Source organism: Bradyrhizobium sp. PUT101 (assembly GCF_052043945.1).
In the GTDB taxonomy this organism is placed as follows: Bacteria; Pseudomonadota; Alphaproteobacteria; order Rhizobiales; family Xanthobacteraceae; genus Bradyrhizobium.
In genome coordinates this window covers 6,708,602-6,730,841 of sequence record NZ_CP197207.1, presented here as the reverse complement: position 1 = coordinate 6,730,841, position 22,240 = coordinate 6,708,602, and the positions used below count along the sequence as shown (strand labels likewise).

General features: G+C 63.3%; 21 protein-coding genes. 8 read left to right on the top strand and 13 right to left on the bottom strand.

All coding sequences use genetic code 11. The annotated features are described in order from the left end of the window. Positions 1-118: 118 nt before the first annotated feature. The 6 genes from ytfQ to ACSHT2_RS32035 all read right to left on the bottom strand — a co-directional run bounded on the left by ytfQ (position 119) and on the right by ACSHT2_RS32035 (position 6,632). A complete protein-coding gene (gene ytfQ / locus ACSHT2_RS32060) occupies positions 119-1,084 on the bottom strand; it encodes a galactofuranose ABC transporter, galactofuranose-binding protein YtfQ (protein WP_440638941.1) in 966 nt (321 codons plus the stop codon). A 403-nt stretch (positions 1,085-1,487) separates the two neighbouring features. Beyond that, the gene (locus ACSHT2_RS32055) at positions 1,488-2,660 is read right to left on the bottom strand and encodes a fumarylacetoacetate hydrolase family protein (protein ID WP_440638939.1); all 1,173 of its coding nucleotides are present in this window, start codon (positions 2,658-2,660) and stop codon (positions 1,488-1,490) included. Positions 2,661-2,771: 111 nt separating this feature from the next. After that, positions 2,772-3,749, bottom strand: coding sequence for a HEAT repeat domain-containing protein (locus ACSHT2_RS32050; protein ID WP_440638937.1), 978 nt, complete (start codon positions 3,747-3,749; stop codon positions 2,772-2,774). Between the two features lie 2 nt (positions 3,750-3,751). Further along, a complete protein-coding gene (locus ACSHT2_RS32045) occupies positions 3,752-3,985 on the bottom strand; it encodes a 4Fe-4S dicluster domain-containing protein (RefSeq protein ID WP_007593252.1) in 234 nt (77 codons plus the stop codon). A 28-nt stretch (positions 3,986-4,013) separates the two neighbouring features. Then, positions 4,014-5,756 (bottom strand): fumarate reductase/succinate dehydrogenase flavoprotein subunit, encoded by a 1,743-nt coding sequence (locus ACSHT2_RS32040; RefSeq protein WP_440638936.1) that lies wholly within the window; start codon positions 5,754-5,756, stop codon positions 4,014-4,016. Positions 5,757-5,858: 102 nt separating this feature from the next. Then, positions 5,859-6,632: a ferredoxin--NADP reductase gene (locus tag ACSHT2_RS32035; RefSeq protein ID WP_440638935.1), complete on the bottom strand. Its 774-nt coding sequence runs from the start codon at positions 6,630-6,632 to the stop codon at positions 5,859-5,861. Between the two features lie 205 nt (positions 6,633-6,837). Here ACSHT2_RS32035 and ACSHT2_RS32030 point away from each other — a divergent pair, with 205 nt between their 5' ends. From ACSHT2_RS32030 to ACSHT2_RS32010, 5 genes are all read left to right on the top strand, one after another. Beyond that, the gene (locus ACSHT2_RS32030; RefSeq protein ID WP_440642975.1) at positions 6,838-7,134 is read left to right on the top strand and encodes a gamma-butyrobetaine hydroxylase-like domain-containing protein; all 297 of its coding nucleotides are present in this window, start codon (positions 6,838-6,840) and stop codon (positions 7,132-7,134) included. Positions 7,135-7,357: 223 nt separating this feature from the next. Then, positions 7,358-8,134, top strand: a complete 777-nt coding sequence (locus ACSHT2_RS32025) for a Crp/Fnr family transcriptional regulator (RefSeq protein WP_440638934.1) — start codon at positions 7,358-7,360, stop codon at positions 8,132-8,134. A 181-nt stretch (positions 8,135-8,315) separates the two neighbouring features. After that, positions 8,316-9,737 carry an ABC transporter substrate-binding protein gene (locus ACSHT2_RS32020; protein WP_440638933.1) on the top strand — a complete coding sequence of 474 codons (1,422 nt, stop codon included), beginning with the start codon at positions 8,316-8,318 and terminating at the stop codon, positions 9,735-9,737. After that, a complete protein-coding gene (locus ACSHT2_RS32015; RefSeq protein WP_319325937.1) occupies positions 9,734-10,642 on the top strand; it encodes an ABC transporter permease in 909 nt (302 codons plus the stop codon). Before ACSHT2_RS32020 ends, ACSHT2_RS32015 begins: the two co-directional genes overlap by 4 nt. After that, complete coding sequence (locus ACSHT2_RS32010) at positions 10,639-11,511, top strand: ABC transporter ATP-binding protein (RefSeq protein WP_440638931.1); 873 nt, start codon at positions 10,639-10,641, stop codon at positions 11,509-11,511. The genes ACSHT2_RS32015 and ACSHT2_RS32010 overlap by 4 nt, the downstream gene beginning before the upstream one ends. A gap of 131 nt (positions 11,512-11,642) precedes the next feature. On the opposite strand, the gene ACSHT2_RS32005 is transcribed toward ACSHT2_RS32010, so the two are convergent. From ACSHT2_RS32005 to ACSHT2_RS31975, 7 genes are all read right to left on the bottom strand, one after another. After that, positions 11,643-12,701 (bottom strand): YeiH family protein, encoded by a 1,059-nt coding sequence (locus ACSHT2_RS32005; RefSeq protein WP_440638929.1) that lies wholly within the window; start codon positions 12,699-12,701, stop codon positions 11,643-11,645. A gap of 111 nt (positions 12,702-12,812) precedes the next feature. Beyond that, positions 12,813-13,031, bottom strand: coding sequence for a hypothetical protein (locus tag ACSHT2_RS32000; protein ID WP_194388310.1), 219 nt, complete (start codon positions 13,029-13,031; stop codon positions 12,813-12,815). Between the two features lie 166 nt (positions 13,032-13,197). Continuing rightward, positions 13,198-13,911: an ABC transporter ATP-binding protein gene (locus ACSHT2_RS31995; RefSeq protein ID WP_440638927.1), complete on the bottom strand. Its 714-nt coding sequence runs from the start codon at positions 13,909-13,911 to the stop codon at positions 13,198-13,200. Then, positions 13,908-14,663 (bottom strand): ABC transporter ATP-binding protein, encoded by a 756-nt coding sequence (locus ACSHT2_RS31990; protein ID WP_440638925.1) that lies wholly within the window; start codon positions 14,661-14,663, stop codon positions 13,908-13,910. The genes ACSHT2_RS31995 and ACSHT2_RS31990 overlap by 4 nt, the downstream gene beginning before the upstream one ends. A gap of 2 nt (positions 14,664-14,665) precedes the next feature. Continuing rightward, positions 14,666-15,685: a branched-chain amino acid ABC transporter permease gene (locus ACSHT2_RS31985; protein WP_440638923.1), complete on the bottom strand. Its 1,020-nt coding sequence runs from the start codon at positions 15,683-15,685 to the stop codon at positions 14,666-14,668. After that, positions 15,682-16,584, bottom strand: coding sequence for a branched-chain amino acid ABC transporter permease (locus ACSHT2_RS31980; RefSeq protein WP_061883279.1), 903 nt, complete (start codon positions 16,582-16,584; stop codon positions 15,682-15,684). Before ACSHT2_RS31980 ends, ACSHT2_RS31985 begins: the two co-directional genes overlap by 4 nt. 87 nt (positions 16,585-16,671) lie before the next feature. Further along, positions 16,672-17,931: an ABC transporter substrate-binding protein gene (locus tag ACSHT2_RS31975; RefSeq protein WP_440638920.1), complete on the bottom strand. Its 1,260-nt coding sequence runs from the start codon at positions 17,929-17,931 to the stop codon at positions 16,672-16,674. 172 nt (positions 17,932-18,103) lie between these two features. On the opposite strand from ACSHT2_RS31975, the gene ACSHT2_RS31970 reads away from it, so the two are divergent. The 3 genes from ACSHT2_RS31970 to ACSHT2_RS31960 are packed head-to-tail and all read left to right on the top strand — an operon-like array spanning position 18,104 to position 22,142. Continuing rightward, complete coding sequence (locus ACSHT2_RS31970) at positions 18,104-19,597, top strand: AMP-binding protein (protein ID WP_440638918.1); 1,494 nt, start codon at positions 18,104-18,106, stop codon at positions 19,595-19,597. Continuing rightward, positions 19,594-20,235: a TetR/AcrR family transcriptional regulator gene (locus ACSHT2_RS31965; RefSeq protein WP_440638916.1), complete on the top strand. Its 642-nt coding sequence runs from the start codon at positions 19,594-19,596 to the stop codon at positions 20,233-20,235. The genes ACSHT2_RS31970 and ACSHT2_RS31965 overlap by 4 nt, the downstream gene beginning before the upstream one ends. Further along, positions 20,232-22,142, top strand: a complete 1,911-nt coding sequence (locus tag ACSHT2_RS31960; RefSeq protein WP_440638915.1) for a flavin-containing monooxygenase — start codon at positions 20,232-20,234, stop codon at positions 22,140-22,142. The genes ACSHT2_RS31965 and ACSHT2_RS31960 overlap by 4 nt, the downstream gene beginning before the upstream one ends. Positions 22,143-22,240: the final 98 nt, after the last annotated feature.

The window sequence follows — 22,240 nt, the reverse complement described above, 5'->3', positions numbered from 1 at the left end:
AACGTCACTCCCGCCGGCGTCCGCTTATGATGCGGATGCCCAGCCTATTCGTTCGCGCAGCGGTTTCGAAAGGGGGGACCGCCAGGCCGCAAGAAGCAGCCCGGCGAGGCGCGCCACCTCAGTAACCGAGGCCCTTCTTGCTGTCGTAGATCTTCTGCGGATCGTCGGCGGCGGTATAGAGCTTGGACTCGGTCTGGATCCATTTCGGCGGAACGGTGCCCTTCTCCTTGAAGGCCGCGATGGCATCGAGCGCGGGTCCGGCCATGTTCGGCGTCAGCTCGACCGTGGCATTGGCCTCGCCCGCGGCCATCGCCTTGAAGATGTCGGGCACGGCGTCGATCGAGACCGTGAGGATATCCTTGCCGGGCTTGAGGCCGGCTTCCTTCATGGCCTGGATCGCGCCGACCATCATATCGTCGTTGTGGGCATAGACCGCGCAGATCGACTTGCCGCCGCCTTCGGCCTTGATGAAGCTTTCCATCACCTCCTTGCCCTTGGCGCGGGTGAAGTCCCCGGTCTGGCTGCGCACCACCTTCAGGTTCGCGTGCTTGGCGATGGCGGTGTCAAAACCCTTCTTGCGGTTGGCTGCGACGCTGGCGCCGACCGTGCCCTGCAACTCGACGATGTTGCAGGCCTTCGTCCCGACCGTCTTGGCGAGCCAGTCGCCGGCAACGGCGCCTTCATGCACGCTGTCGGATGTCACGGCGGTGAGATAGAGGTCCTTGCCGGAAGGATCGATGTCGCGGTCGAGCAGCACGACCGGAATCTTCGCCTCCTTGGCTTCCTTCAGCACCGAATCCCAGCCGGTCGAGACGACGGGCGCGAGGAAGATCGCATCGACGTTCTGCGCGATGAAGGAGCGGATCGCCTTGATCTGGTTCTCTTGCTTCTGCTGCGCGTCGGCGATCTTGAGATTGACCTTCCGCTTGGCAGCTTCCTGCTTGGAGACCGAGGTCTCGGCCGCGCGCCAGCCGGATTCCGATCCGATCTGCGAGAAGCCGATGGTGAGCTGGCCGGCACTGGCGGGCGCCGTGAGCAGCAAGGTGGCCATGGCGCTGGCCGCAAGGAAGGCTTTAGGGGTCATCAGGCGTGTCTCCCAAGATGTTATCCGGGGGCACCGATTGGTAGCATGGCACCCGCAGGCCGGCCTTTGAGGCGGCGGAAGGCACTATTTCACGGAAGTTTGGTTCCGACTAGTCATATTATTTGACTATTTAGCGGAGAACGCGGCTTGGCGAAGCGGCCCGTTTATGACACGCGCAGAGCGATTTTGTTCCGCAGATACAACGCGGGGATGAAAGAGATTATGGGAGCTGCTGCGACAGCGACGGTCGCTGCCCCGCCCGGTTCTTAAGGGCCGCGACGAGCTTCGCTCGCGCTGAAAGGGGTGGGCTCAGGGGCTCTCTCCACGCAAACGGTGAAAGACACCCCACACCTCTCGTCCGCGCCGTGGTCCCCTCACCCGCATGCGGGGAGAGGCACAGAAACTAGATCAGCTTCCGTTGCGCCAGGTTCTTCATCAGCGCGCCGATGCCAAACGTCCACGGCTCGCACTCGTCGCTGGTGCGCATGCGGTTGACGAGCTTGCCGAGCTGGGGTGCAGAGATCGTGACGATGTCGTCGCGCTTGTGGGTGAACCCCTGCCCTGGCGCATCCCGATCCTTTACGGGTGCGAACATGGTGCCGAGAAAGAGAACGAAGCCATCAGGGTATTGATGGATCTTGCCGATGGTCTGCGCGACCAGATCGGTCGGATCGCGGCTGATCTTGCTGATCGAGGAATGGCCGTCGAGGACGAAGCCGTCCGTGCCCGTGACATTCAGTCCAATGTCCAGCCTGCGCGCGTCGTCAAGCGTAAAACTGTCGTCGAACAGGCGCAGCAGCGGACCGATTGCGCAGGACGCGTTGTTGTCCTTGGCCTTCGACAGCAGCAGCGCCGAACGGCCCTCGAAATCGCGCAGGTTGACGTCGTTACCGAGCGCCCCGCCGACGATCTTGCCGCGGCTGGAGACGAACATCACCAGTTCGGGCTCCGGATTGTTCCAGGTCGATTTCGGATGCAGGCCGGCATCCATGCCGGTGCCGACCGACGACAGCGTCGGCGCCTTGGTGAAGACTTCGGCGTCGGGACCGATGCCGACCTCGAGATACTGGCTCCAGGCGTTCTGATCGATCAGCACCTGTTTCAAGTGCATCGCCTGGTCCGAGCCCGGCTTGAGCTTGGACAGATCGTCGCCGATCAGCCGTGTGACTTCTCTGCGGATCGCCTCGGCCGAAGCCGGATTACCCTTGGCCCGCTCCTCGATGACGCGTTCGAGCATCGAGATGGCGAAGGTGACGCCCGCAGCCTTCAATGTCTGGAGATCGACCGGTGCAAGCAACCACGGCTTTTTCGGGTCACGCCCGTCGGGTGCAGTGTTGGCAACAATTGCTTCGAGATCGCCGATGCGTTCACCCTCGGCCGCAGCAAGCGCCTGGGCGGGATTGTCTTCTTCGCAGAGCGCGCTGATGGTCGGGAATCTCGCGGTGACATCGAACACGCCGTCGCCGCGCACGGCGACCACGGCCGGACCATTGACCTGCGGCAGCCAGACGCGGCCGGCCAATGTTCCCCGCGTGCCATCCTCGGGGAGCAGATCCTTCACAGTCAATGTCGTCATGGCCGGCGTCCTCGCTGTTTCTAAGGACCGGCCGCGCTCGAAGACGGCCGATCGCATTGGCGAAGACCAATAAACGTCTGGCGGGGGAAGTCCAGAGCGGCAACGAGGCCGCTATGCCCCTGCCCGCGCCTTGCGGGCCGCGATCTGCTGAAGCGCCCAGCGTGCGTTCTTACGGACATCGGGATCGGGATCGTCGGCGATCACGGCCAGGAACGCCTCGCCGTCGGGATGGGCGATCTCGCCGAGCGCGGCGGCCGCCTCCTTGCGCAAGTTCGCCTGGTCATAGTTGACGCAATTGCCAATCGGGCGCACCGCGCGCTCGACCTTCATCTTGCCGAGGCTGCGAATGGCCTTGAGCCGCACCTGCCAGAATTCGTCGGCGAGCGAGCTGACGAGCTGATCGGCCGCGAGCGAACCGTTGGCGTTGAGACCCAGTGTTTCCGCAGCCATCTCGCGAACCATCCAGTCCGAGTCCTTCAGCGCGCGCGTGATCGTCTCCGCCGCGGGCTTCATCTGCGAGAAAGCCAACGCGCTGACCGCGGCGCGGCGGACATGGGCGTCGGGATCGTTGATCAGCGCGGTCAACGCCGGGATCGATTCTTCCAGCTTGAGGAAGCCGATCACGCCGATCGCCTGCACGCGCACGGCGGCGTCAGTGTCCTGGAGTGCTTCCAGCGCCGGCTTCAGCGTGTCCTTGCAGCGCAATTCCTTCAGCGCACGCAGCGCGCCCATCCGGACGAAGGCGTGCGCGTGCTTGACCAGCGGCAGGATGATTTCGGCGCAGGCCGGATCCTTGAACTCGGCCATGCTGTCGGCCGCCGCCGCCGCGACGATTCTCTCGGGGTCGACCAGCAGCTTCACCAGCGCGCTCGCGGCTTCCGGCCCGTCGAACTCGCCGAGCGCCATCGCGACCTGCTGGCGCACGCCGCTGTCGGGATCGGCGACCATCTTGGCGAGATGCGCGACCGCGGCGGGATCGCCGGAATGGCCGAGCGCGATGATGGCGACGCGGCGCTCTGCGGGATCGGCCGCCTGCAGCCGCTCGTCGGCGTCTTCGAGGTCGTCATAGGACTCGAACGGGCTCGACATGATCACCTCAACAAATAAGGAATGTTGACGGTGACGGCACCGGTCGGGCAATCTGCTTCGCAGGGCATGCAATACCAACACTCGTCATAGGCCATATAGGCCTTGTTGGTCATGTCGCTGATGCGCAGGACGTCGAGCGGGCACACGTCGACGCAGACGGTGCACCCCTTGTCGGCGATGCATTTGGCGTCATCGACGACCACCGGAACCGATGTCTGATAGGATGCGAGAGGCATTTGATGTCTCCTGTTGTGTTCTGGTGCGTCAGGCCGAGGCGCGGATGCGCTGCTTGTCGTAGAGATCCTTCTCGTCGTCGGCGATCGGCACCACATAAGGCTCGACGGCGCGTTTCTCGCTGGTCATCTTGCCGTCGCGCTTCGACAGCAGCGTGTGGCAGAACCAGTTTTCGTTGTCCTTCTCCGGGAAATCGGTGCGCCAGTGATAGAGGCCCCAGCGGCTCTCCTCGCGATAGAGCGAGGCGTGCGCGGCCATGTCGGCGCAGTCCATGATCGACTGCACTTCGAGGGCGCGGAGCAGCTCGTGCGCGTTGCGCGCGATCATGCGCTCCTGCATGTCCTCGCGCGCCTCGGCGAGGCGGCGCATGCCGAGCTCGTACTTGCGCGTGACCTTCGGCGGCTGGAGATAGTCGTTGACCAGGCGCCGGGTCTTGTACTCAATCTGGTTCGGCGGAATACCGTCCTCGCGCTTGGTCGGCGCCATCACGCGCTCGCGCTCGATCGCGACGTCGGCGGCGTCGAACTCCGCGAAGTCATGGCTGTCGGCGAACTCCATCGCGTCGATACCGGCCACCGAGCCGTTGGTGAAGGCGCCCAGCATGTAGTTGTGCGGCACGCTCGCCATGTCGCCGGCGGCGTAGAGGCCAGGCACGGTTGTGCGCGCATTGTCGTCGACGAACACGCCGGAGGCGCTGTGACCGGAGCAGAAGCCGATCTCCGAGATGTGCATCTCGATGGATTCGCTGCGGTAGTCGACACCCCGCCCCTGCTGGAACAGGCCGCGCGTCGGACGCTCAACCTTGTGCAGCGTGGATTCGATCTCGGAGATAGTATCGGGGTGAAGATGCTTGAGCTGGAGGAACACCGGCCCCTTGCCGGACAGCAGCTCGTTGTAGAACTCCAGCATCATCTGGCCAGACCAATAGTCGCATTCGATGAAGCGCGAGCCTTCGTTGTTCGCCGTATATGCGCCGAACGGACCCGCGACATAGGCGCAGGCCGGACCGTTATAGTCCTTGATCAACGGGTTGATCTGGAAGCATTCGAGATTCGCGAGCGCGGCGCCGGCGTGATAGGCCATGGCGTAACCGTCGCCGGAATTGGCCGCATTCTCGTAGGTGCCGAACATGTAGCCCGACGTTGGCAAGCCAAGGCGTCCGGCAGCGCCCATACAAAGGATCACGGCCTTCGCCTTGATCACCAGCATCTCGGCCGTGCGGGTGTTGACGCTGACGGCACCGGCGATGCGGCCATCTGCAGATTTGAGCAGCCGCGTCGCCATGTAGCGGTTGGAGATCAGGATGCGGGCGCGGCGGAGCTGGCGGTACAGCGCCTTCTTCACGGTCTCGCCGTTCGGCATGGGCAGAACGTAGGTGCCGATGTGGTGCACCTTCTTGACGGCGTAATCGCCGTTCTCGTTCTTCAGGAAGCGGATGCCAAAGCTGTCCAGCTCCTCGATGATTTTGTAGCAGCTCTGCGCGTATTTATAGACCGCCTTCTGGTCGACGATGCCGTCGTTGGCGATAGTGATTTCCTTAGTGTACTGCTCCGGCGTCGCGTAACCTGGGATGACTGCGTTGTTCAGCCCGTCCATGCCCATCGAGATCGCCCCGGAGCGCTTGACGTTGGCTTTCTCGAGCAGAACGACATTGGCCTTCGGGTTCTTCAGCTTCGCCTTCAGCGCCGCCATCGGGCCGGCGGTGCCGCCGCCGATCACCAGCACATCGCAGGAAACCTCCGAAAGTCCGTCGACGATCTGATCTAGTGCCATCACTTGCTCCTGGTTCGCCGATAGTCGGCGCCTTTGCGTCAGATTTGTTCAGGGGACGTCCGGGCGATAGCAATTAGTTGTCGCCGGGATGCGATTTGCGCCTCAGCGCTCGACGAAGGCCTTTTCGATGACGAAATGGCCGGGCTCGCTATGATTGCCCTCCACGAAGCCGCGCGCCGAGAACATGTCGTGCAGTTCCTCCAGCATCGCGGGGCTGCCACACAGCATGATGCGGTCGGTCTCGATATCGAGGCCCGATTGCCCGATGTCGTCGAACAGTTGGTTGGAGGCAATCAGATCGGTGATGCGGCCGCGGTTCCGGAACGGCTCGCGCGTCACCGTGGGATAGTAGACCAGCTTGTCGCGGATCAGCGGGCCGAAGAACTCGTGATTGCGCAGGCCCTCGACGACGTGTTCGCCATAAGCGAGTTCCGAAACCTGGCGGCAGCCATGGGCGAGCACGATGGTCCCGTAGTTCTCGTAGACATCGGGGTCCTTGATCAGGCTGGCGAACGGCGCCAGGCCCGTTCCGGTCGAGAGCAGCAGCAGACGTTTTCCCGGAATCAGATTGCCGGTGATCAGCGTACCCGTCGCCTTGCGGCCGACCAGGATGACGTCGCCTTCCCTGATCTTCTGGAGGCGCGAGGTCAGCGGGCCGTCCTGCACCTTGATCGAGAAGAATTCGAGCGCCTCCTCGTGGTTGGCACTGGCCATGCTGTAGGCCCGCATCAACGGCTTGCCCCCGACCTCCAGCCCGATCATCGCGAACTGGCCGTTCTGGAAACGAAAACCGGGATCGCGGGTTGCGGTGAAGCTGAACAGGGACTCGGTCCAGTGCCTGACCGACAGAACCGTTTCCTTCTGAAATGCGCTCATGCTTTCTCCTTCGCGATCGATGGCGCAGAAGGTTCCGGAGAGCGGCGAGTCCGGCAATGTGGAAGTGGAATTCCTGGTCGATTAGTTTCACATTTCGCGAGCGATGACTGAAGAGACGGCACGCGATCACGCCTGCGCCAGCAATTAGTTGCTATTCGTACGCGCCCGCGCCGACATAGAAAGAAGTCGGAGGTTCGTCATGACCATGACCTTGGTGGCACCGACCATCGCCGACTATGAAGCCAGCGCTGATCTCACCGCGCTGCTGGTCCGCACCACACAGGACGACGCGCTCAGCGTTTCTGCCGAAACACTCCGCCTCTCCTGCAAATGCGCCCACTGCACCCGTGCCCGCTTCGACGGTCGCTTCCCCGACCGATTTCCCGGCATCGCCATTACCGAGATCGGCGATCTCGGCTACGGGCTGAACATCTCGTTTTCGGATGGGCACAACCGCGGGATTTACCCGAAGCCCTATCTGCTGAGCTTGGCGGGGCAGTAGGTCAACGCTGCCTTGAGGACGGTTCGACAGCGGCCGCAAATTCCACAGTCAATCCCCGCGAAAGCGGGGAATCCAGTACACCGCGGCACCTCCGTATCCCATTGACGCCTCTGGAATACTGGATCGCCCGCCTTCGCCGGCGATGACACCGGTGTAGGCGGCCCCACCCCATCTGGCACGGACATTGCTCCTCTTTAGAACGATTTGAACGTTCCGGAGGCAGATGATGTTGCAGGCCGCCAATGTGGTTCGTGGGCCCATTCCCCCGACAGTCCGGCCTGCCGGCAGCTCCTCGCTACTGCTGACCGAGAACCAGCAATGGATCGGCGGGCCGCCGCCGCTGATGGACAAGCTCTCACCGCGCGAGCGGGAGCTGGTGCTCAAGCAGGGCCGCCGCAAGGTGCTCAACCGCGGCCAGACGCTGTTCAGCCAGGGCGGCAAGCATGACGGTATCTGGCTGATCGAGAGCGGTCGCATCCGCGTGTTCTACACCTCGCCGCTCGGGCGCGAGATCACGCTCGCTTATTGGCACATCGGCAATTTCGTCGGCGGGCCGGAAGTGTTCGAGGGCACTGTGCATCAATGGTCCGGCGTCGCGTCCAGCAATTGCAGCGTGGTGCACCTGCCCGGAAAGGAGTTGCGATCGCTTGCCGCAGAGATCCCGAACCTCGCGATCGGTCTCATTGAAGGCCTCACCTTCAAGGGCAAGTGCTACTCGGCGCTGGCGCAGATGCTGGGAACGCGCTCGATCACGCAGCGGCTTGCGCACCTGTTGCTGCACCTCGTCGAGCTCTATGGCGTCGACGACGCCGACGGCACTGTGATCGCCGCTGCCTTCACCCACGCCGACATCGCCCACATGGTTGGCGCCACGAGGCAATGGGTCACGATCAGCCTGAAGCGCATGCAGGAGAAGGGAATCGTGCTGACCAAGCGGTCGCAGATCGTGATCTGCCGGACCGACGTGCTGGAGGAGATGCGCGGTCACGCAGCTGACTAGACGAATTTGCGGCCAAGGCCGATGCACAGGCAAGCGGCTTTATAGTGCAGGACTGCCCAAGGAGTATGCAATCAGCTTTTCCCGGCAACTAATCGACTGCGACAGCCACTCCGGATTTGCCCTGTCCACGCCCTCACCCAATCATGGCAACCACAGCACATCCAACCGAATGAGGATGAGAATGGTCCGCCATCTTCCCACACTCTCGATCGCGATGTCGGTGACGTCGCTGGCGCTACTCGTCACGCAACCGGCCTCGGCGGAAACCGTCACGCTCGGCATCGGAACGCAGGACACCACGACCAACACGGTGACCGCCGGCGTCGTCATCCGCCAGTTGCGTCTCCTTGAAAAATACCTGCCGAAGGACGGAAAATACGCCAACATCAAGTTCGAGCTGGAGTGGCAGAATTTCACCTCCGGTCCACCCGTCACCAATGCGATGATGGCGAACAAGCTCCAGATCGGCATGATGGGCGATTATCCGCTGATCGTGAACGGCTTCACCTTCGAGAGCAATCCGGAGAGCAAGAGCCGGCTAATCGGCATTGCCGCCTATAGCCTCTCCGGCTCCGGCAATGGCCTCGTCGTCCACAAGGACTCGCCCTACTACGAGCTCGCCGATCTCAAGGGCAAGCTCGTCAGCGTCCCCTTCGGCTCCGCCGCGCACGGCATGGTTCTGAAGGCGATGCAGGATCGTGGCTACGCATCCGATTTCTTCCAGCTCGTCAGCCAGAGCCCGGAGGTCGGCTCGACCAATCTCCAGGAGAAGAAGATCGACGCTCACGCCGACTTCGTCCCCTTCGCCGAGCTGCTGCCCTTCCGCGGCTTCGCCCGAAAGATCTTTGACGGCGTCGAGACGAATTTGCCGACCTTCCACGGCATCGTCGTCCGCACCGACTTCGCCGAGAAATATCCCGAGGTCGTCGTCGCCTACTTCAAGGCGCTGATCGCCGCCAACCAGTGGCTGCGCGAGGACCCGAAGCTTGCCGCGGAAAAGATCCAGGAGTGGACCGGCATCAACAAGGAAGTCGTCTACATCTTCCTCGGCCCCGGCGGCAATATGACCACCGATCCCTCGATCAAGCCGGCGCTGATCGATGCCGCGGCCGCCGACGTCAAGGTGCTGCAGAACCTCGGTCGCATGAAGGAATTCGATCCGAAGAAGTGGGTCGACGACAGCTACATCCGCAAGGCCTATGCCGAGATGAAGCTCGACTATGACGCGCAGCTTGCGAGCACCAGGAATTACGAGGTCTCCGGCGAAGACGCCTTCTGCAAGAAGCCGATCGCCGACCCGCGTAAGGCCGGCGAGGTCTGGGTCGACGATGCCGGAATCATGCCCTTCTCGTCAGCCAGTTGCACGCTCGGCGCCTACGCCGACTACAAGGCCAAAGGCAAGAAGATCAACGTCGCTTACGTCTTCGATACCACCCGGGGTATCAAGCTGTTCGCCGACCAGGCCTTCTTCGCCGTCGGCAATGGCGATGTCGCACCGTTCCTGCTGAAGAAGGACGCCGAGGCATACGCGGCCAAGATCAGCGGCAAGGTGCTCGGTTTCGATGACGCGGTGAAGGCGGCGGTCGGCGGGGGCAAGACGTGAGCAGTCCCGCCCTCGTCAGACATCCCGAGGATAGCATGCCGGCAACAGCCATTGCAGAGGCGGGCCCCGCGCCCGCCCCCACGCCGCCCGCAACCCCCGCCTCCTTCGGTACGCTCACGCTGCGCTGGTACCGGCTCAACCAGGGCCGGCTGCGCGCCACCGCGATCGGCATCGCCTCGCTGATCGCCTTCCTCCTGGTCTGGCATCTGCTCACGACCTATCGCGTCGTGTTCTTCGTGCGCTTCACCAACGTGCCCTCGCCACTCGCGGTCTATGCGAGCTTCACCACGGCGATCCACGACCCCAAATTCCTGATGCATATCCTGCTGAGCTGCCGGCGCATCTTCATCGGCTTCTCACTCGCAGCCATCGTCGGCGTGCCGCTCGGCCTGATCATGGGGCGGTTCAAGCTGGTGCACGAGGTGATCTTCCCGGTCGCCGAAGTGCTGCGGCCGATCCCGGCGATCGCCTGGGTGCCGATGGCCATTATGCTGTGGCCGACCAACGAGCAGAGCATCGTATTCATCACCTTCCTCGGCTCGTTCTTCCCGATCCTGGTCAACACGCTGCACGGCATGTCGCTGGTCGATCCCGTTCTGGTCCGCGCCGCGCAATGTCTCGGTGCGCGCGAGCGGTCGATCTTCCGCGAGGTGTATTTTCCGGCCTCGCTGCCGCACATCTTCACCGGCCTTACCGTCGGCATGGGCGTCGCATGGGTGTCGCTGATCGCCGCCGAGATGATCTCCGGTCAGTACGGTATCGGCTACTTCACCTGGGAAGCCTATTCGCTGGTCCAGTATGCCGACATCGCGCTCGGCATGATCGCAATCGGCGTGCTCGGTCTTGGATCGAGCCTGCTCATCAGGGGCGCGGGACAATTGGTGATGCCGTGGAGGTCGACATGAGCGAAGCGCTTGCGAACACGTCGAAGGGCCACATCGATGTCAGGAACTTCTCCCTCGCCTACGAGACGATCGAGGGACCCGTTCAGGCCGTCACCGATACGCAGATCCATGTCAAGCCCGGCGAGTTCGTCTCGATCGTCGGTCCCTCCGGCTGCGGAAAATCGACGCTGCTCAACGCGGTCGCAGGCTTCCTCAAGCCGACAACGGGCATCGTCACCGTCGATGGCGACCGCGTCAACGGCCCCAGCGCCGAACGCGGCATGGTGTTCCAGCAATATTCGCTGTTCCCCTGGAAGACGGTCCGGGAGAACGTCGAGTTCGGCCTGAAGATGCGCGGCATGCCACGCTCGCAGCGCGAACGCGCCGCGCGCACGCTGCTGGGGCTCGCGGGGCTCGAGGCGTTCGAGAAGCACTATCCGGAAAAGCTGTCCGGCGGCATGAAGCAGCGCGTCGGCATCGTCCGCGCGCTCGCTACGGGACCGAAGGTCCTGCTGCTGGATGAGCCCTTCGGCGCGCTCGACGCGCAGACGCGCGTCATCATGCAGCAGATCCTCACCAACATGTGGCAGCGGCTGAAGATCTCGGTGCTGTTCGTCACCCACGATATCGACGAGGCGATCTTCCTCTCCGACCGCGTCTACTGCATGACCGCGCGGCCCGGCTCGATCAAGGCGGAGATCCCGATCCCGCTGGAGCGGCCGCGGCAGCAATCCATGATGATGTCGTCGGAGTTCCTGGCGCTTCGCCGCGGGCTGATGTCGCTGATCCGCGAGGAGAGCCTGAAGGCAATGGGCGGCGAGATCAACGACATGGGCATGCAGGGTCTGAACATCGAGTTGCACGGTCATTCGCTCGCGGATGTGATCTAGGCGCCGCCGACACACTTGATTTCGCAGGGCAGGCGAAGCGAAGCGTGCCCACCATCCTCACCACGAATGTGGATCCACGGTGGGCACGACGCATTCGCGCCTTTGCCCACCGTAGGGCTGTCTTGTTCCAATCACTTGAACCAATGCACCAGCGCGAGGCTGATGCCGAGCAGCAGCAGCAGCGAGAGCGTGACGGCTGCCGTCACCCTGCCTCCGACATTGGCGAGCACGCGGACGTCGACGCCTAGGCCGAGTGCGGCCATCGACACCACGGTGAGAAAACCGGTGATCTTCGTCACGGGGCCGACCACCGTCGCCGGCACGATCTCGAGGGAGCGCAGGGTCGCCAGCGCGAGAAAACCGAGGATGAACCACGGGACCAGGCGAAAGAAGCCGACATTGGTCTTCTTGGCATCGCTCTGCCAGCGCGAGGCAATGAGGGAAAGGCCGACAACGACGGGCCCGAGCATCAGGACGCGCATCAATTTCACCAGCGTGCCGATCTGCGTCGAGACGAGTCCGGCCGGCACCGTGGCGGCCAGCACCTGCGGCACCGCATAGACGGTGAGGCCCGCGAGGATGCCGTATTGCGTGGCCGACAATTGCAGCAGCGGGATCAGGAGCGGCAGGCCAAGCACCATCATCACGCCAAGGATGGCGGTGAAGGAGATCGAGGATGCGATCTCGTCGTTGTTGGCGCCGATAATCGGCGCCACAGCAGCAATCGCCGAATTGCCGCAAATCGAGTTGCCGCAGGCGATCAGGATCGACAGACGTGGCGACAGACCCAACAGACGGCTGAGGCCAAAGGAGACACATAGCGCGATCACGACGACGGCCGCGATCGAGGCGAGAAGCGCGATGCCCGAGGCGGCGATCGCGGCGAAGCTGATCGAGGCTCCCAGCAGCATGACCGCGACCTCGAGGAGTTGTTTTGCGCTGAAGGCGATCCCGGCCTGCCATCGCGGCGCCGGCTTCCAGAAGCTGCGGAGCGCCATGCCGAGCAGGATCGCCATGACGAGCGCTTCGACATAGGGATGCTCGAACATACCCAGTTCGGCGCGCTCCAGCAGGGCGGAGACGCCGGCGACCAGAACGCACAGGAGAATGCCGGGAATCAGCGCCGCAATGCGGCTCGCGGCTGTGGCCGGCTTGGCGTCGGCCGGGCTGGATGCTTGATTCTGCGACACAAATCTCTCCCCGAGGAGAAAGATTTATACGCAGTGCGACCCGGGAGGGAAATAAGTTTTCGACATGTCAGGCCCCGGGGGAAGTTCTATCCTCAGCCCGGAATAACCGCCTCAGAAGATCAGGCTCTTGGCGAGCGAAGCGACGCGGCTGAAGCCGTCGTAGACGCCGGGTTCGAAGAAAGCGGCGCGGGCAAGCACGATCCCCGCAACCAGCGACCAGAACAGACCGGTGCCGGCACGCAGCAAGAGCTTCGACGTACGCGACCGCGGCTGGGTGTCCGTCGCGGACACCAATTGCTCGCCGAAGGGTTCAAATCCGGTACGTTCCATGGCTCTGGCCAATCCATCAAATTCTGATGGGAATGTCGTCGTTTCGGCCCCAAACGGCAATGGAAGCGATTGGCGTTTTTGTCCTCTCGAAGGAAAACTCCTTCCGTCCGACAATCTCAGGACAATAGTTTTCTTCTTCCGGCCTATTTGGACACCAGCGTCCGGCTTAAAGGGCCAGATAGCGGCGCCGGATCGGCTCGTTGGCCTTCAGTTCGTCGATGCCGGCGGCGTAGACGATCTGGCCCTTGTCGATGACGGTGGCATGGCTCGCCAGCCCGAGGCAGAAATGCATGTTCTGCTCGGCGATCAGCACGGTCGATCCGAGTTGCCGGAGTTGTCGCAACAGTTCGCCGATCCGCTGCACGATGATCGGCGCGAGGCCCTCACTCGGCTCGTCCAGCAGCAGCAGCGCCGGATTGCCCATCAGCGTGCGTGCGATCGCCAGCATCTGCTGCTCGCCGCCCGAAAGCCGCCCGGCAATGCGATGACGCAGCGGTTCCAGGAGCGGAAAGACCTCGTAGATGCGCTTGATCGGCCATTCGTCCTGGCCGTCCGGTCCCTTCTTCCTCCCGATGACGAGATTGTCCTCGACCGTGTGCTCCGGAAAGATCTGGCGGTCCTCCGGCACGAAGCCGAGGCCCGCGCGCGCGATGGTGTGCGGCTTAAGACCGGAGATCACGGCTCCGCGCAGGCTCACCCTGCCCCGTCGCGGCGGCGCCAGCCCCATGATCGCCTTCATCGTCGTCGACTTGCCGGCGCCGTTGCGGCCGAGCAGCGCCATCGTCTCGCCTTGCCGCACGGAGAGACCAACGCCGAACAGGATCTGGCTGGTGCCGTAATAGACGTCGAGATCGGCGACTTCGATGACGGCGGTACTCATGCGGCGGCTCCCGCATGCTCGGTGCCGAGATAGGCGTCAATCACGGCGCTGTTGTTGCGGATCTCGTCGGGTGTGCCGGTCGCGAGGATTCGACCGTAGCACAGCACGACGATCTTGGGCGCGATCTTGAACACGATGTCCATGTCGTGCTCGATGAAGACGACCGTGATCTTCTGGGTCTCCCAGAGCTCGCGCACCTTGTCGATCATGCGCCAGCGCTCCTCCGGTCCCATCCCGGCGGTCGGCTCGTCCAGCAGCAGCACCTTCGGTTCGAGCACGAGCGCCAGGGCGATGTCGAGCAGCTTCTGATCACCGTGCGACAGGGTCGCGGCCGTGCGATGGCGTTTGCTCGCCAAACCCAAGAGCTCCATCACGTGCTCGGCGCGGTCGCGCGTCTCGGGCAGGGGAAAGCGCTTGTGCAGCATCGCGGAGGTGCGCTGGTCGGCGCTGACTGCCGCGAGCATGGTTTCCTGCACCGTCAGCGACTTGAAAATGCTGGCGACCTGGAAGGCGCGGCCGATACCGTGGCGCACGATCTCCGGCGGCGAGCGGCCGGCGAGATCGATGCCGTCGAGCAGAACCTGGCCGGAATCCGGCTTCAAGGCACCAGTGATCAGATTGAAGAACGTGCTCTTGCCTGCGCCATTCGGGCCGATCACTGCAGTGAGCGAGCCGTCGGGAAAATCGAGCGAGACGTCGTTGGTCGCCTTCAAGCCGCCAAACGACTTCGCGAGGTTGCGGATCTCGAGCATCGTTAGCGCCCCTTGCCTGCATCGCGCCGGTGCGAAAACCATTCGGCGACGAAATCCAGGAGGCCCTTGCGCAAACCGAGCGCGAAAAACAGGATGACGACCCCAAGCACGATGCCGTGGTATTCGGTGAACCGCGTGACAGTATCGTTGAGCAGCAGAAACAGCACGGTGCCGACCATCGGACCAAGAAAGGTGGAGACGCCGCCGAGCATGTTGATGAAGATGCCCTCCCCCGAGATCGTCCAATAGGCAAATTCCGGATAGGCGCCGGACACGAACAGCGCCATCACCATGCCACCCATCGAGGCGAACAGCGCAGCCAGCACGAACACCGTGAGCTTGGCACGCCAGACGTCGATGCCTAGAAAGCTAGCGCGCGTGGCGTTGTCGCGGATCATGCGCAAGGTGTAGCCGAAGGGCGATTGTGCGATCTGGCGCATCGCAAGCAGGCCGACGATGAGCAGCGCGCAGCTCGTGACATAGAGATGGACATGATTGGACAGATCGATGCCGAGAAAGACGGGCCGCGGGATGCCGCCGCGCAGGCCCTGATCGCCGCCAGTGAACGAGGCCCAGGACAGGATGGTCGAGTGGATCAGCATCTGGAAGGCGAGCGTGACGAAGGCGAAGTAGATCTCCTTCAGCCGCACGCAGATCGCACCGATGACTGCCGCGAAGACCGCCGTGACGGCCAATGTCGCGACGAAAGCCACCGGAATCGGCACGCCGAGCTTCTGCATGATCAGGCCGAAGCTGTAGGCACCAAGGCCAAAGAACATGCCGTGCCCGAACGAAGTCAGGCCGGTGTAGCCGACCAAGAGGTTAAGCGAGGTCGCAAACAGACCATAGGCGGAGCAACGGATGACGAAATCAAGCAACGCCTTGCTGCCGGTGAATAATGGCAGGCTCGCCAGCACGGCAAAAGCGATCAGCGCGATCAGCACGTCGCGGTAGCGTTGCAGCACGGCGCCGCTGCGCACCGGCACCAGCGCTTGCGCGCGGCCGGCCTCGAGTTCGGTCATGCCGCCTCCTTGCCGAACAGGCCGGTGGGCTTTGAGACCAGCACGATCACCATGAACAGATACATCAGGCCTTCCGTGAACAGGGGAAACCCGAGCGAGCCGAAGGAACGGATCAGGCCGAGCAGCAACGCCCCGATCAGCGCGCCCAGGATCGAGCCCATGCCGCCGATCACCGTGACGATGAAGGACTCGATCAACACCGAGAAACCCATGCCGGGCGTGAGCGAGCGCACCGGCGCGGCCAGCGCCCCGGCAAGGCCCGCCAGCATGCCGCCAAGCGCAAACACGCCGCCATAGATCAGGCCGGTGTTGATGCCGAGCGCCGAGACCATGCCGGGGTTATGTGCGGCTGCGCGGATCACCTTGCCGATCCGGCTGCGCGACAGCCCGATGCCGAGCACGATGGCGGCGAGAAGCGCGACACCGATCAGCAGCAGATAGTAAGGCGGGACCACGCCTCCGGCGATGAACAGCGGCATCACCTGGAAGGCCGCCGGCATGCCCATCGCCTTGAACTCGGGCCCCCAGATGATGCGCACGACGTCATCGAAGATCAGCACGAAGGCGTAGCAGACGAGGAGCTGCATCAAGACGTCGGCGCCATAGACGCGGCTCATGAAGACACGCTCGAAGATCAGGCCGAGAACCGCGGTGCCGGCCGCGCCTGCAAGCATCGCCAGCGCAAAACTGCCGGTGAGCTGATAGGCCGTCATCGCGAAATAGGCGCCGAACATGTAGAAGGCGCCGTGGCTGAAGTTGACCACCTTGAGCACGCCGAAGATCAGCGTCAGCCCGACGGCGACGAGGAACAGCAGCATGCCGATGATGAGGCCGCTGGTGGTTTGCGTCACCAGGCACGCGGAACTGGAGAGACAGCCGGCAAGCGCATCGAGATCCACGGGAGCACTTTCATTGCGACGCGCCTGACGCGGCGCGGAAAACGAAACGACGGCGGAGACGGTCGCCCGTCCCCGCCGCTTGCGCGATCAGGTATAGCCCTTACTCTTCTTCCACTCGGCTTCCAGCTCGAAGATGGTCTTCCAGTCCCCAGCCTTGACTTCGGGCACGTAGGGCTCCTGTGGGATCGTCGTGCCCCAGCCGATGGCGTAGCCGACGAGGGTGTGATCGTCGCCGCGCATGGTCACGGTGCCGTCGGCACCGAACGGGCACTTGATGGTGAGGCCCTTCAACACCTCTGCGATCTTCTTGCCGTCGGCCGAGTTCGCCTTCTTCGCAGCTTCCGCCATCAGCATAATTGCGGTGGCATTCTCCCACGACCAGTTGGTCGGATATTCATTGAACTTTGCCTTGTAGGCATCGCCCCAGGCAGCATTCTCCGGCGTGGTCGGGAAGGTCTTGATGTAACGGTTGCCGGAGTGGATGCCCTTGGGCAGGTTCTTCACCACGGTGAGCGCAGTGTAGTCAGCCATATTGACCGCGAACACTTCCATCTGGCCGAACATCGCGTAGATGTTGGCCTGGTCGATATAGGAGGTGAGATCGCCGCCCCACAGGCAGGAATAGAGCGCCTGGGGTTTGGCTTGCAGGATCTTCGTCACCACCTCGGTGTAGTCAGGCTGGAACAGCTTCGGCCAGGACTCGCTGATGATCTCGACCTCGGGCGCGAAGCGCTTCAGGTACAGCGTGAACTCCGCCGTGGTGTCGCGGCCATAGGCATAATCCGGCGAGCAGGTCGCCCATTTCTTCAAGCCCTTCGCCTTGGCGATCGCCGCGGCATAGCCGCCGCCGACGATGGAATCGTGCACGCCCTGTCGCGCGGTACGGAACGCGTTGGGAATGTGCTGCTTGGGATCGGCGGTCAGAGCCGAGGTCTCCGAATTGGTGTGAATGCAGAAGACGCCGAGATCGCGCGCGACCTCGTGCACCGCGAAGGCGCCGGAGGAGGCTTCGGCATCGATCATGAGCTCGCAGCCGTCGGTGTTGACGAGCTCACGCGCGACGCGGGCGGCTTCCTGCGGCTGGCCCTTGGAGTCGCGGATCACCATCTCGATCTGGCGGCCGGCGAGCCCGCCGGCGGCGTTGACCTTCTCGACTTCGAGCATCACCGCATTGCGCGAGGACGTGCCGAGCTGCGCGACGCGGCCCGACAGGATCGTCGGCATTCCGATCTTGATGGTCTTGGCTTGCGCACGCGCCACCCAGGGCGCGGCAACACTCATCGCACCAGCGCCCATCAGCGCCAGTGTGGAACGGCGGCTGATGCCCGGCGTGCGGGTCCTCGTCATTTTCCCCTCCCTCTTTCGGGTCGGCGTTTCCTGATCCCTGTCGGAGATCGTCTCGTCTCCGTGTCTCGAAGGATTTCAGAGGTAGGGGGGTGACGTCAAGCCAAAGATGAATTACGAGTCAGAATTCATCGGGGAAGGAAGCGAGGCCAGGAACTGGCCTAAACCAGCGCAAATGATCAATCTGTCGAGCTTCATCGCCTTTCATGCCCGACGCACGCCGGAGCGACCCGCGCTGAAATATCGCGGCGAGGAGATTTCCTACGCGGCGCTTAATGCACGCGTCCGAAAGGCCGCCGGCTGGCTCGCCGCGCAGGGCATCGGCCCCGGCGATGTCGTCGCTGTATTGATGAAGAACAGCGCGTCGTTCCTGGAGCTGGTGTTTGCGACCAGTCATCTCGGCGCAGTCTTCCTGCCGATCAACTTCCGCCTCTCGCGCGATGAGGTCGGCTACATCGTCGGCAATGCCGGCGCGCGCCTGCTGATCGTCGATGAGGAACTGGCGGCGAATGCCGCGGGCGCGAAGATTGTCGTGCTCGATGAAGCCGCGCAGCACAGCGTCGTGCGTCTCGCGAGCAACGCTGCACCCGTGCCGATGCATCCGCGCCAGCCATCTGACTTGATGCGGCTGATGTACACCTCGGGCACGACCGATCGGCCCAAGGGCGTGATGCTCTCTTACGACAATTTCTACTGGAAGTCCGCCGACCAGACGATTGCGCTCGGCCTCAGTGCCGAGACGCGGCTTCTCGTCGTCGGCCCGCTCTATCACGTCGGCGCGCTCGATCTGCCGGGCATCGCCGTGCTCTGGCATGGCGGCTTCATCCGCATCGAACGCAATTTCGAGCCGGAGACGGCGCTCGCGGCGATCGCGGAAGACAAGCTCAACGCCGCCTGGTTCGCGCCGGTCATGACCACGGCGATGCTCACCTGCCCGACGCGCGATCGCTACGACGTCTCCAGCCTGACATGGGCGATCGGCGGCGGCGAGAAGACGCCGGAAGCGCGCATCCGCGCCTTCTCCGAATACTTCCGCAACGCGCGCTACATCGACGCCTATGGCCTCACCGAGACCGTCGGCGGCGACACCTTTATGGAAGCCGGCCGCGAGATCGAGAAGATCGGCTCCACGGGCCGCGCCATTGCTCATGTCGAGATCGAGATCCGCGATGAGGACGGCAAGGTCGTGCCACCGAACGTCAATGGCGAGATCTGCCTGCGCGGGCCGAAGATCACGCGCGGCTATTGGAAGGATCCGGAGAAGACGGCCTCGGCCTTCTTCGGCGACTGGTTCCGCAGCGGCGACGTCGGCTATCTCGACGACGAGGGCTTTCTGTACCTGACCGACCGCAAGAAGGACATGATCATCTCCGGCGGCGAGAACATCGCCTCCTCCGAGGTCGAGCGCGTCATCTACGATCTGCCCGAGGTACGCGAGGTCGCCGTGATCGGCCTGCGCGATGCGCGCTGGGGCGAACGGCCGGTCGCCATCGTCGTGCTCGCCGAAGGTGCGCACCTCGAGCTGCCTGACCTCATCGAGCACTGCCGCGCGCGGCTGGCGAGCTTCAAGGTGCCGAAACAGCTCGTCGTCCGCGACAGCCTGCCACGCAATCCAAGTGGAAAGATCCTCAAGCGCGTGCTGCGCGCCGAGTTGGAGACGTCCGAATGACGCAAGTTAACGCCAAGGTGACAAAGCTCAACCGCGTCGAGCGCAACGCCTGGACCAAGCAGAAGATCTTCGAGGCCGCCACCAAGGTCGTGGGCAGATACGGCTATGCCGAGGCCTCGGTCGCCCGCATCACCGAGCAGGCCGGCGTCGCGCAGGGCACCTTCTACAATCATTTCGAGAACCGCCAGGAATTGCTCGACCAGCTCCTGCCCAAGATCGGCCTCGACATGGTCGAATTCATCCGCGCTCGCACCGGCACGGCGGACGCGGCACGGCAGGAGATCGCGCGCTTCTCCGCGTTCTTCGACTTCATCCGCGAGGTGCCGGAGTTTCTGCGCATCCTCAACGAGGCCGAGTTCTTCGCGCCGATCGGGTACCAGAAGCATCTCGACAACATCTCGGTCGCCTATGTCCGCATCCTGCGCAGGGCTCGTCTTGCAGGCGCGATCGAGGACTACAGCGACGAGGAATTCGAGGCGATCGTCCACATGCTGATGGGTGCGCGCGGCTATCTCAGCCGCCGCTATTCCTATTCGGAAAGCGGCGTCACCGCTGTCCCCAATCACGTCATCTCCGCCTATCGCAAGCTGATGACGCGCGGCCTCTTCACTGCCTTCGGAGATCAGGACACGCCATGAACATCGAATCTCCGCACAAGCCGCTCGACCTCGCCTCGGCCATCGCTGAGGGCGATATCCGTTGCCTGCTGATGGTGCTGGTGCACATGACCGGCGACGAGAAATGGCTGGAACCGCCATACTTGCCCAAGCGCGATATCCGCCTCATCCCCGATCCCGAGGCCGGGGTGCCGCACGACATCCAGAACGAGATCCGCGCCGCCGTGGTCAAGCTCTTCGCCGACGGCACGCCAAAGCCCGTCATCACCGACCCCGGCGAGGAATTGCTGCTGAGGATGATGCGCGCCTGCCTCGGCGAGAACGTCGCGCCGGAATATGCGCCCTTGATGCGCGAAGAGATGGGCTTTGTGGCGCGCGAGGCACGCTGGGCGGCGCGCCCTTCCGACGAGAAGCTTGCGGACCAGCACGTGCTGATCGTCGGCGCCGGCGTCTGTGCCATCGCGCTCGGCGTGGCGCTCGGCCATCTCGGCATCCCCTACTCCATCGTCGAGAGGAACGAAGAACTCGGCGGCACCTGGTGGATCAACCGCTATCCCGGCTGCGGCGTCGACACGCCGAACCACTCCTATTCGTATTCTTTCGGATCGCGCAATGCCTGGACGCGCTACTTCTGCCAGCGCGAGGAGCTGCTCGGCTATTTGCTGAAGGTCGCCGACGAATACGGCATCCGCAAGCATCTGCGCGTCAACACCGAGCTGACCTCGTCGCGCTGGGACGAAGGCAGGCGGCGCTGGATCTCCACGCTGAAAACGAAGAATGGCGACGAGACCTTCGAATCGACAGCGCTTGTCTCGGCCATCGGCCAGCTCAACGATCCCTCACGCGCCCGCTTCGAAGGCGAGGACAGCTTCAAGGGAACGATCCTGCATTCAGCATTGTGGTCCGATGACATCAACGTCGAGGGCAAGCACGTCGCCGTGATCGGCACCGGCGCCACCTCGATGCAGTTCGTGCCTTCGATCGCCGGCCGCGCCGCCTCGGTCACGGTCTACCAGCGCAGCGCGCAATGGGCTCGCCCGGTGAAGGGCTATGCCGACCCGATCAGCGAGGGCGCGCGCTGGCTGTTGGCGCATCTGCCATTCTATGTGCAGTGGTACCGCTTCAACATGTTCTGGCGCTACGGCGATGGCCTCCTGCCCTTCCTCCGCAAGGACCCGGCCTGGCCGCATCCCGAGCGCGCCGTCAACAAGGGCAACGACCGGCACCGCCAGGAGCTGACGGACTTCATCCTGTCGGAACTGCAGGGACGCCCCGACCTGATCGAGAAATGCGTGCCGACCTACCCGCCCTATGGCAAGCGCATCCTGCTCGACAACAACTGGTTCAAGACTTTGAGGCGAGACAACGTCGAGCTCGTCACCGAGGCGATCAGCCATTTTGACGAAAGCGGCATCGTCACCGCCGACGGCAGGCAGCGCCCGGCCGACATCATCGTCGTCGCCACCGGCTTCAAGGTGACGGAGATGGCTGCGCGCCTCAATATCAGCGGACGCGGGGGCACGAATCTGCGCGAGGCCTGGACCAACGACAATCCGACCGCGTTCCTCGGCCTCACCGTGCCGGGCTTTCCAAACTTCTTCTGCATGCTCGGTCCCAATTCAGGACCGGCCCATGGCGGCAGCGTCATATTCCAGTCGGAATGCCAGAGCCGCTACATCTCGGCGTGTCTCGTCGACATGATCGAACGAGACATCGCCGCGATCGATGTCCGTCAGGGCGTGCTCGACGAGTACGTCCGCAAGGTCGATGCCGAGCACGAGGCGATGATCTGGACCCATCCGGGCATGAGCACCTACTACCGCAACAGCAGTGGCCGCGTGTTTTCGGCGATGCCGTGGCGGTTCGTGGACTACTGGCGCATGACGCACGACCCCGATTTGGGGCAGTACAAGCTGACGGAGGCGTGAAGCAATCTGTTAGCATTGACTGTGGCCGACGCTCAAGTTGCGCTCGACCCACATCGTCATTGCGTGCGAAGCGAAGCAATCCAGAGTCTTTACGCGGA

Excerpts from the sequence above, each read along its gene's own strand:
- ACSHT2_RS32050 (WP_440638937.1), bottom strand. The coding sequence starts at position 3,749 with ATGTCGAGCCCGTTCGAGTCCTATGACGACCTCGAAGACGCCGACGAG.
- ACSHT2_RS32025 (WP_440638934.1), top strand. The coding sequence starts at position 7,358 with ATGATGTTGCAGGCCGCCAATGTGGTTCGTGGGCCCATTCCCCCGACA.
- ACSHT2_RS31995 (WP_440638927.1), bottom strand. The coding sequence starts at position 13,911 with ATGAGTACCGCCGTCATCGAAGTCGCCGATCTCGACGTCTATTACGGC.
- ACSHT2_RS31960 (WP_440638915.1), top strand. The coding sequence starts at position 20,232 with ATGAACATCGAATCTCCGCACAAGCCGCTCGACCTCGCCTCGGCCATC.
- ACSHT2_RS31975 (WP_440638920.1), bottom strand. The coding sequence starts at position 17,931 with ATGACGAGGACCCGCACGCCGGGCATCAGCCGCCGTTCCACACTGGCG.
- ACSHT2_RS31985 (WP_440638923.1), bottom strand. The coding sequence starts at position 15,685 with ATGACCGAACTCGAGGCCGGCCGCGCGCAAGCGCTGGTGCCGGTGCGC.
- ACSHT2_RS32040 (WP_440638936.1), bottom strand. The coding sequence starts at position 5,756 with ATGGCACTAGATCAGATCGTCGACGGACTTTCGGAGGTTTCCTGCGAT.
- ACSHT2_RS32030 (WP_440642975.1), top strand. The coding sequence starts at position 6,838 with ATGACCTTGGTGGCACCGACCATCGCCGACTATGAAGCCAGCGCTGAT.
- ACSHT2_RS32020 (WP_440638933.1), top strand. The coding sequence starts at position 8,316 with ATGGTCCGCCATCTTCCCACACTCTCGATCGCGATGTCGGTGACGTCG.
- ACSHT2_RS32045 (WP_007593252.1), bottom strand. The coding sequence starts at position 3,985 with ATGCCTCTCGCATCCTATCAGACATCGGTTCCGGTGGTCGTCGATGAC.
- ACSHT2_RS32055 (WP_440638939.1), bottom strand. The coding sequence starts at position 2,660 with ATGACGACATTGACTGTGAAGGATCTGCTCCCCGAGGATGGCACGCGG.
- ACSHT2_RS32010 (WP_440638931.1), top strand. The coding sequence starts at position 10,639 with ATGAGCGAAGCGCTTGCGAACACGTCGAAGGGCCACATCGATGTCAGG.
- ACSHT2_RS31965 (WP_440638916.1), top strand. The coding sequence starts at position 19,594 with ATGACGCAAGTTAACGCCAAGGTGACAAAGCTCAACCGCGTCGAGCGC.
- ACSHT2_RS31970 (WP_440638918.1), top strand. The coding sequence starts at position 18,104 with ATGATCAATCTGTCGAGCTTCATCGCCTTTCATGCCCGACGCACGCCG.
- ACSHT2_RS32000 (WP_194388310.1), bottom strand. The coding sequence starts at position 13,031 with ATGGAACGTACCGGATTTGAACCCTTCGGCGAGCAATTGGTGTCCGCG.
- ytfQ (WP_440638941.1), bottom strand. The coding sequence starts at position 1,084 with ATGACCCCTAAAGCCTTCCTTGCGGCCAGCGCCATGGCCACCTTGCTG.
- ACSHT2_RS32035 (WP_440638935.1), bottom strand. The coding sequence starts at position 6,632 with ATGAGCGCATTTCAGAAGGAAACGGTTCTGTCGGTCAGGCACTGGACC.
- ACSHT2_RS31990 (WP_440638925.1), bottom strand. The coding sequence starts at position 14,663 with ATGCTCGAGATCCGCAACCTCGCGAAGTCGTTTGGCGGCTTGAAGGCG.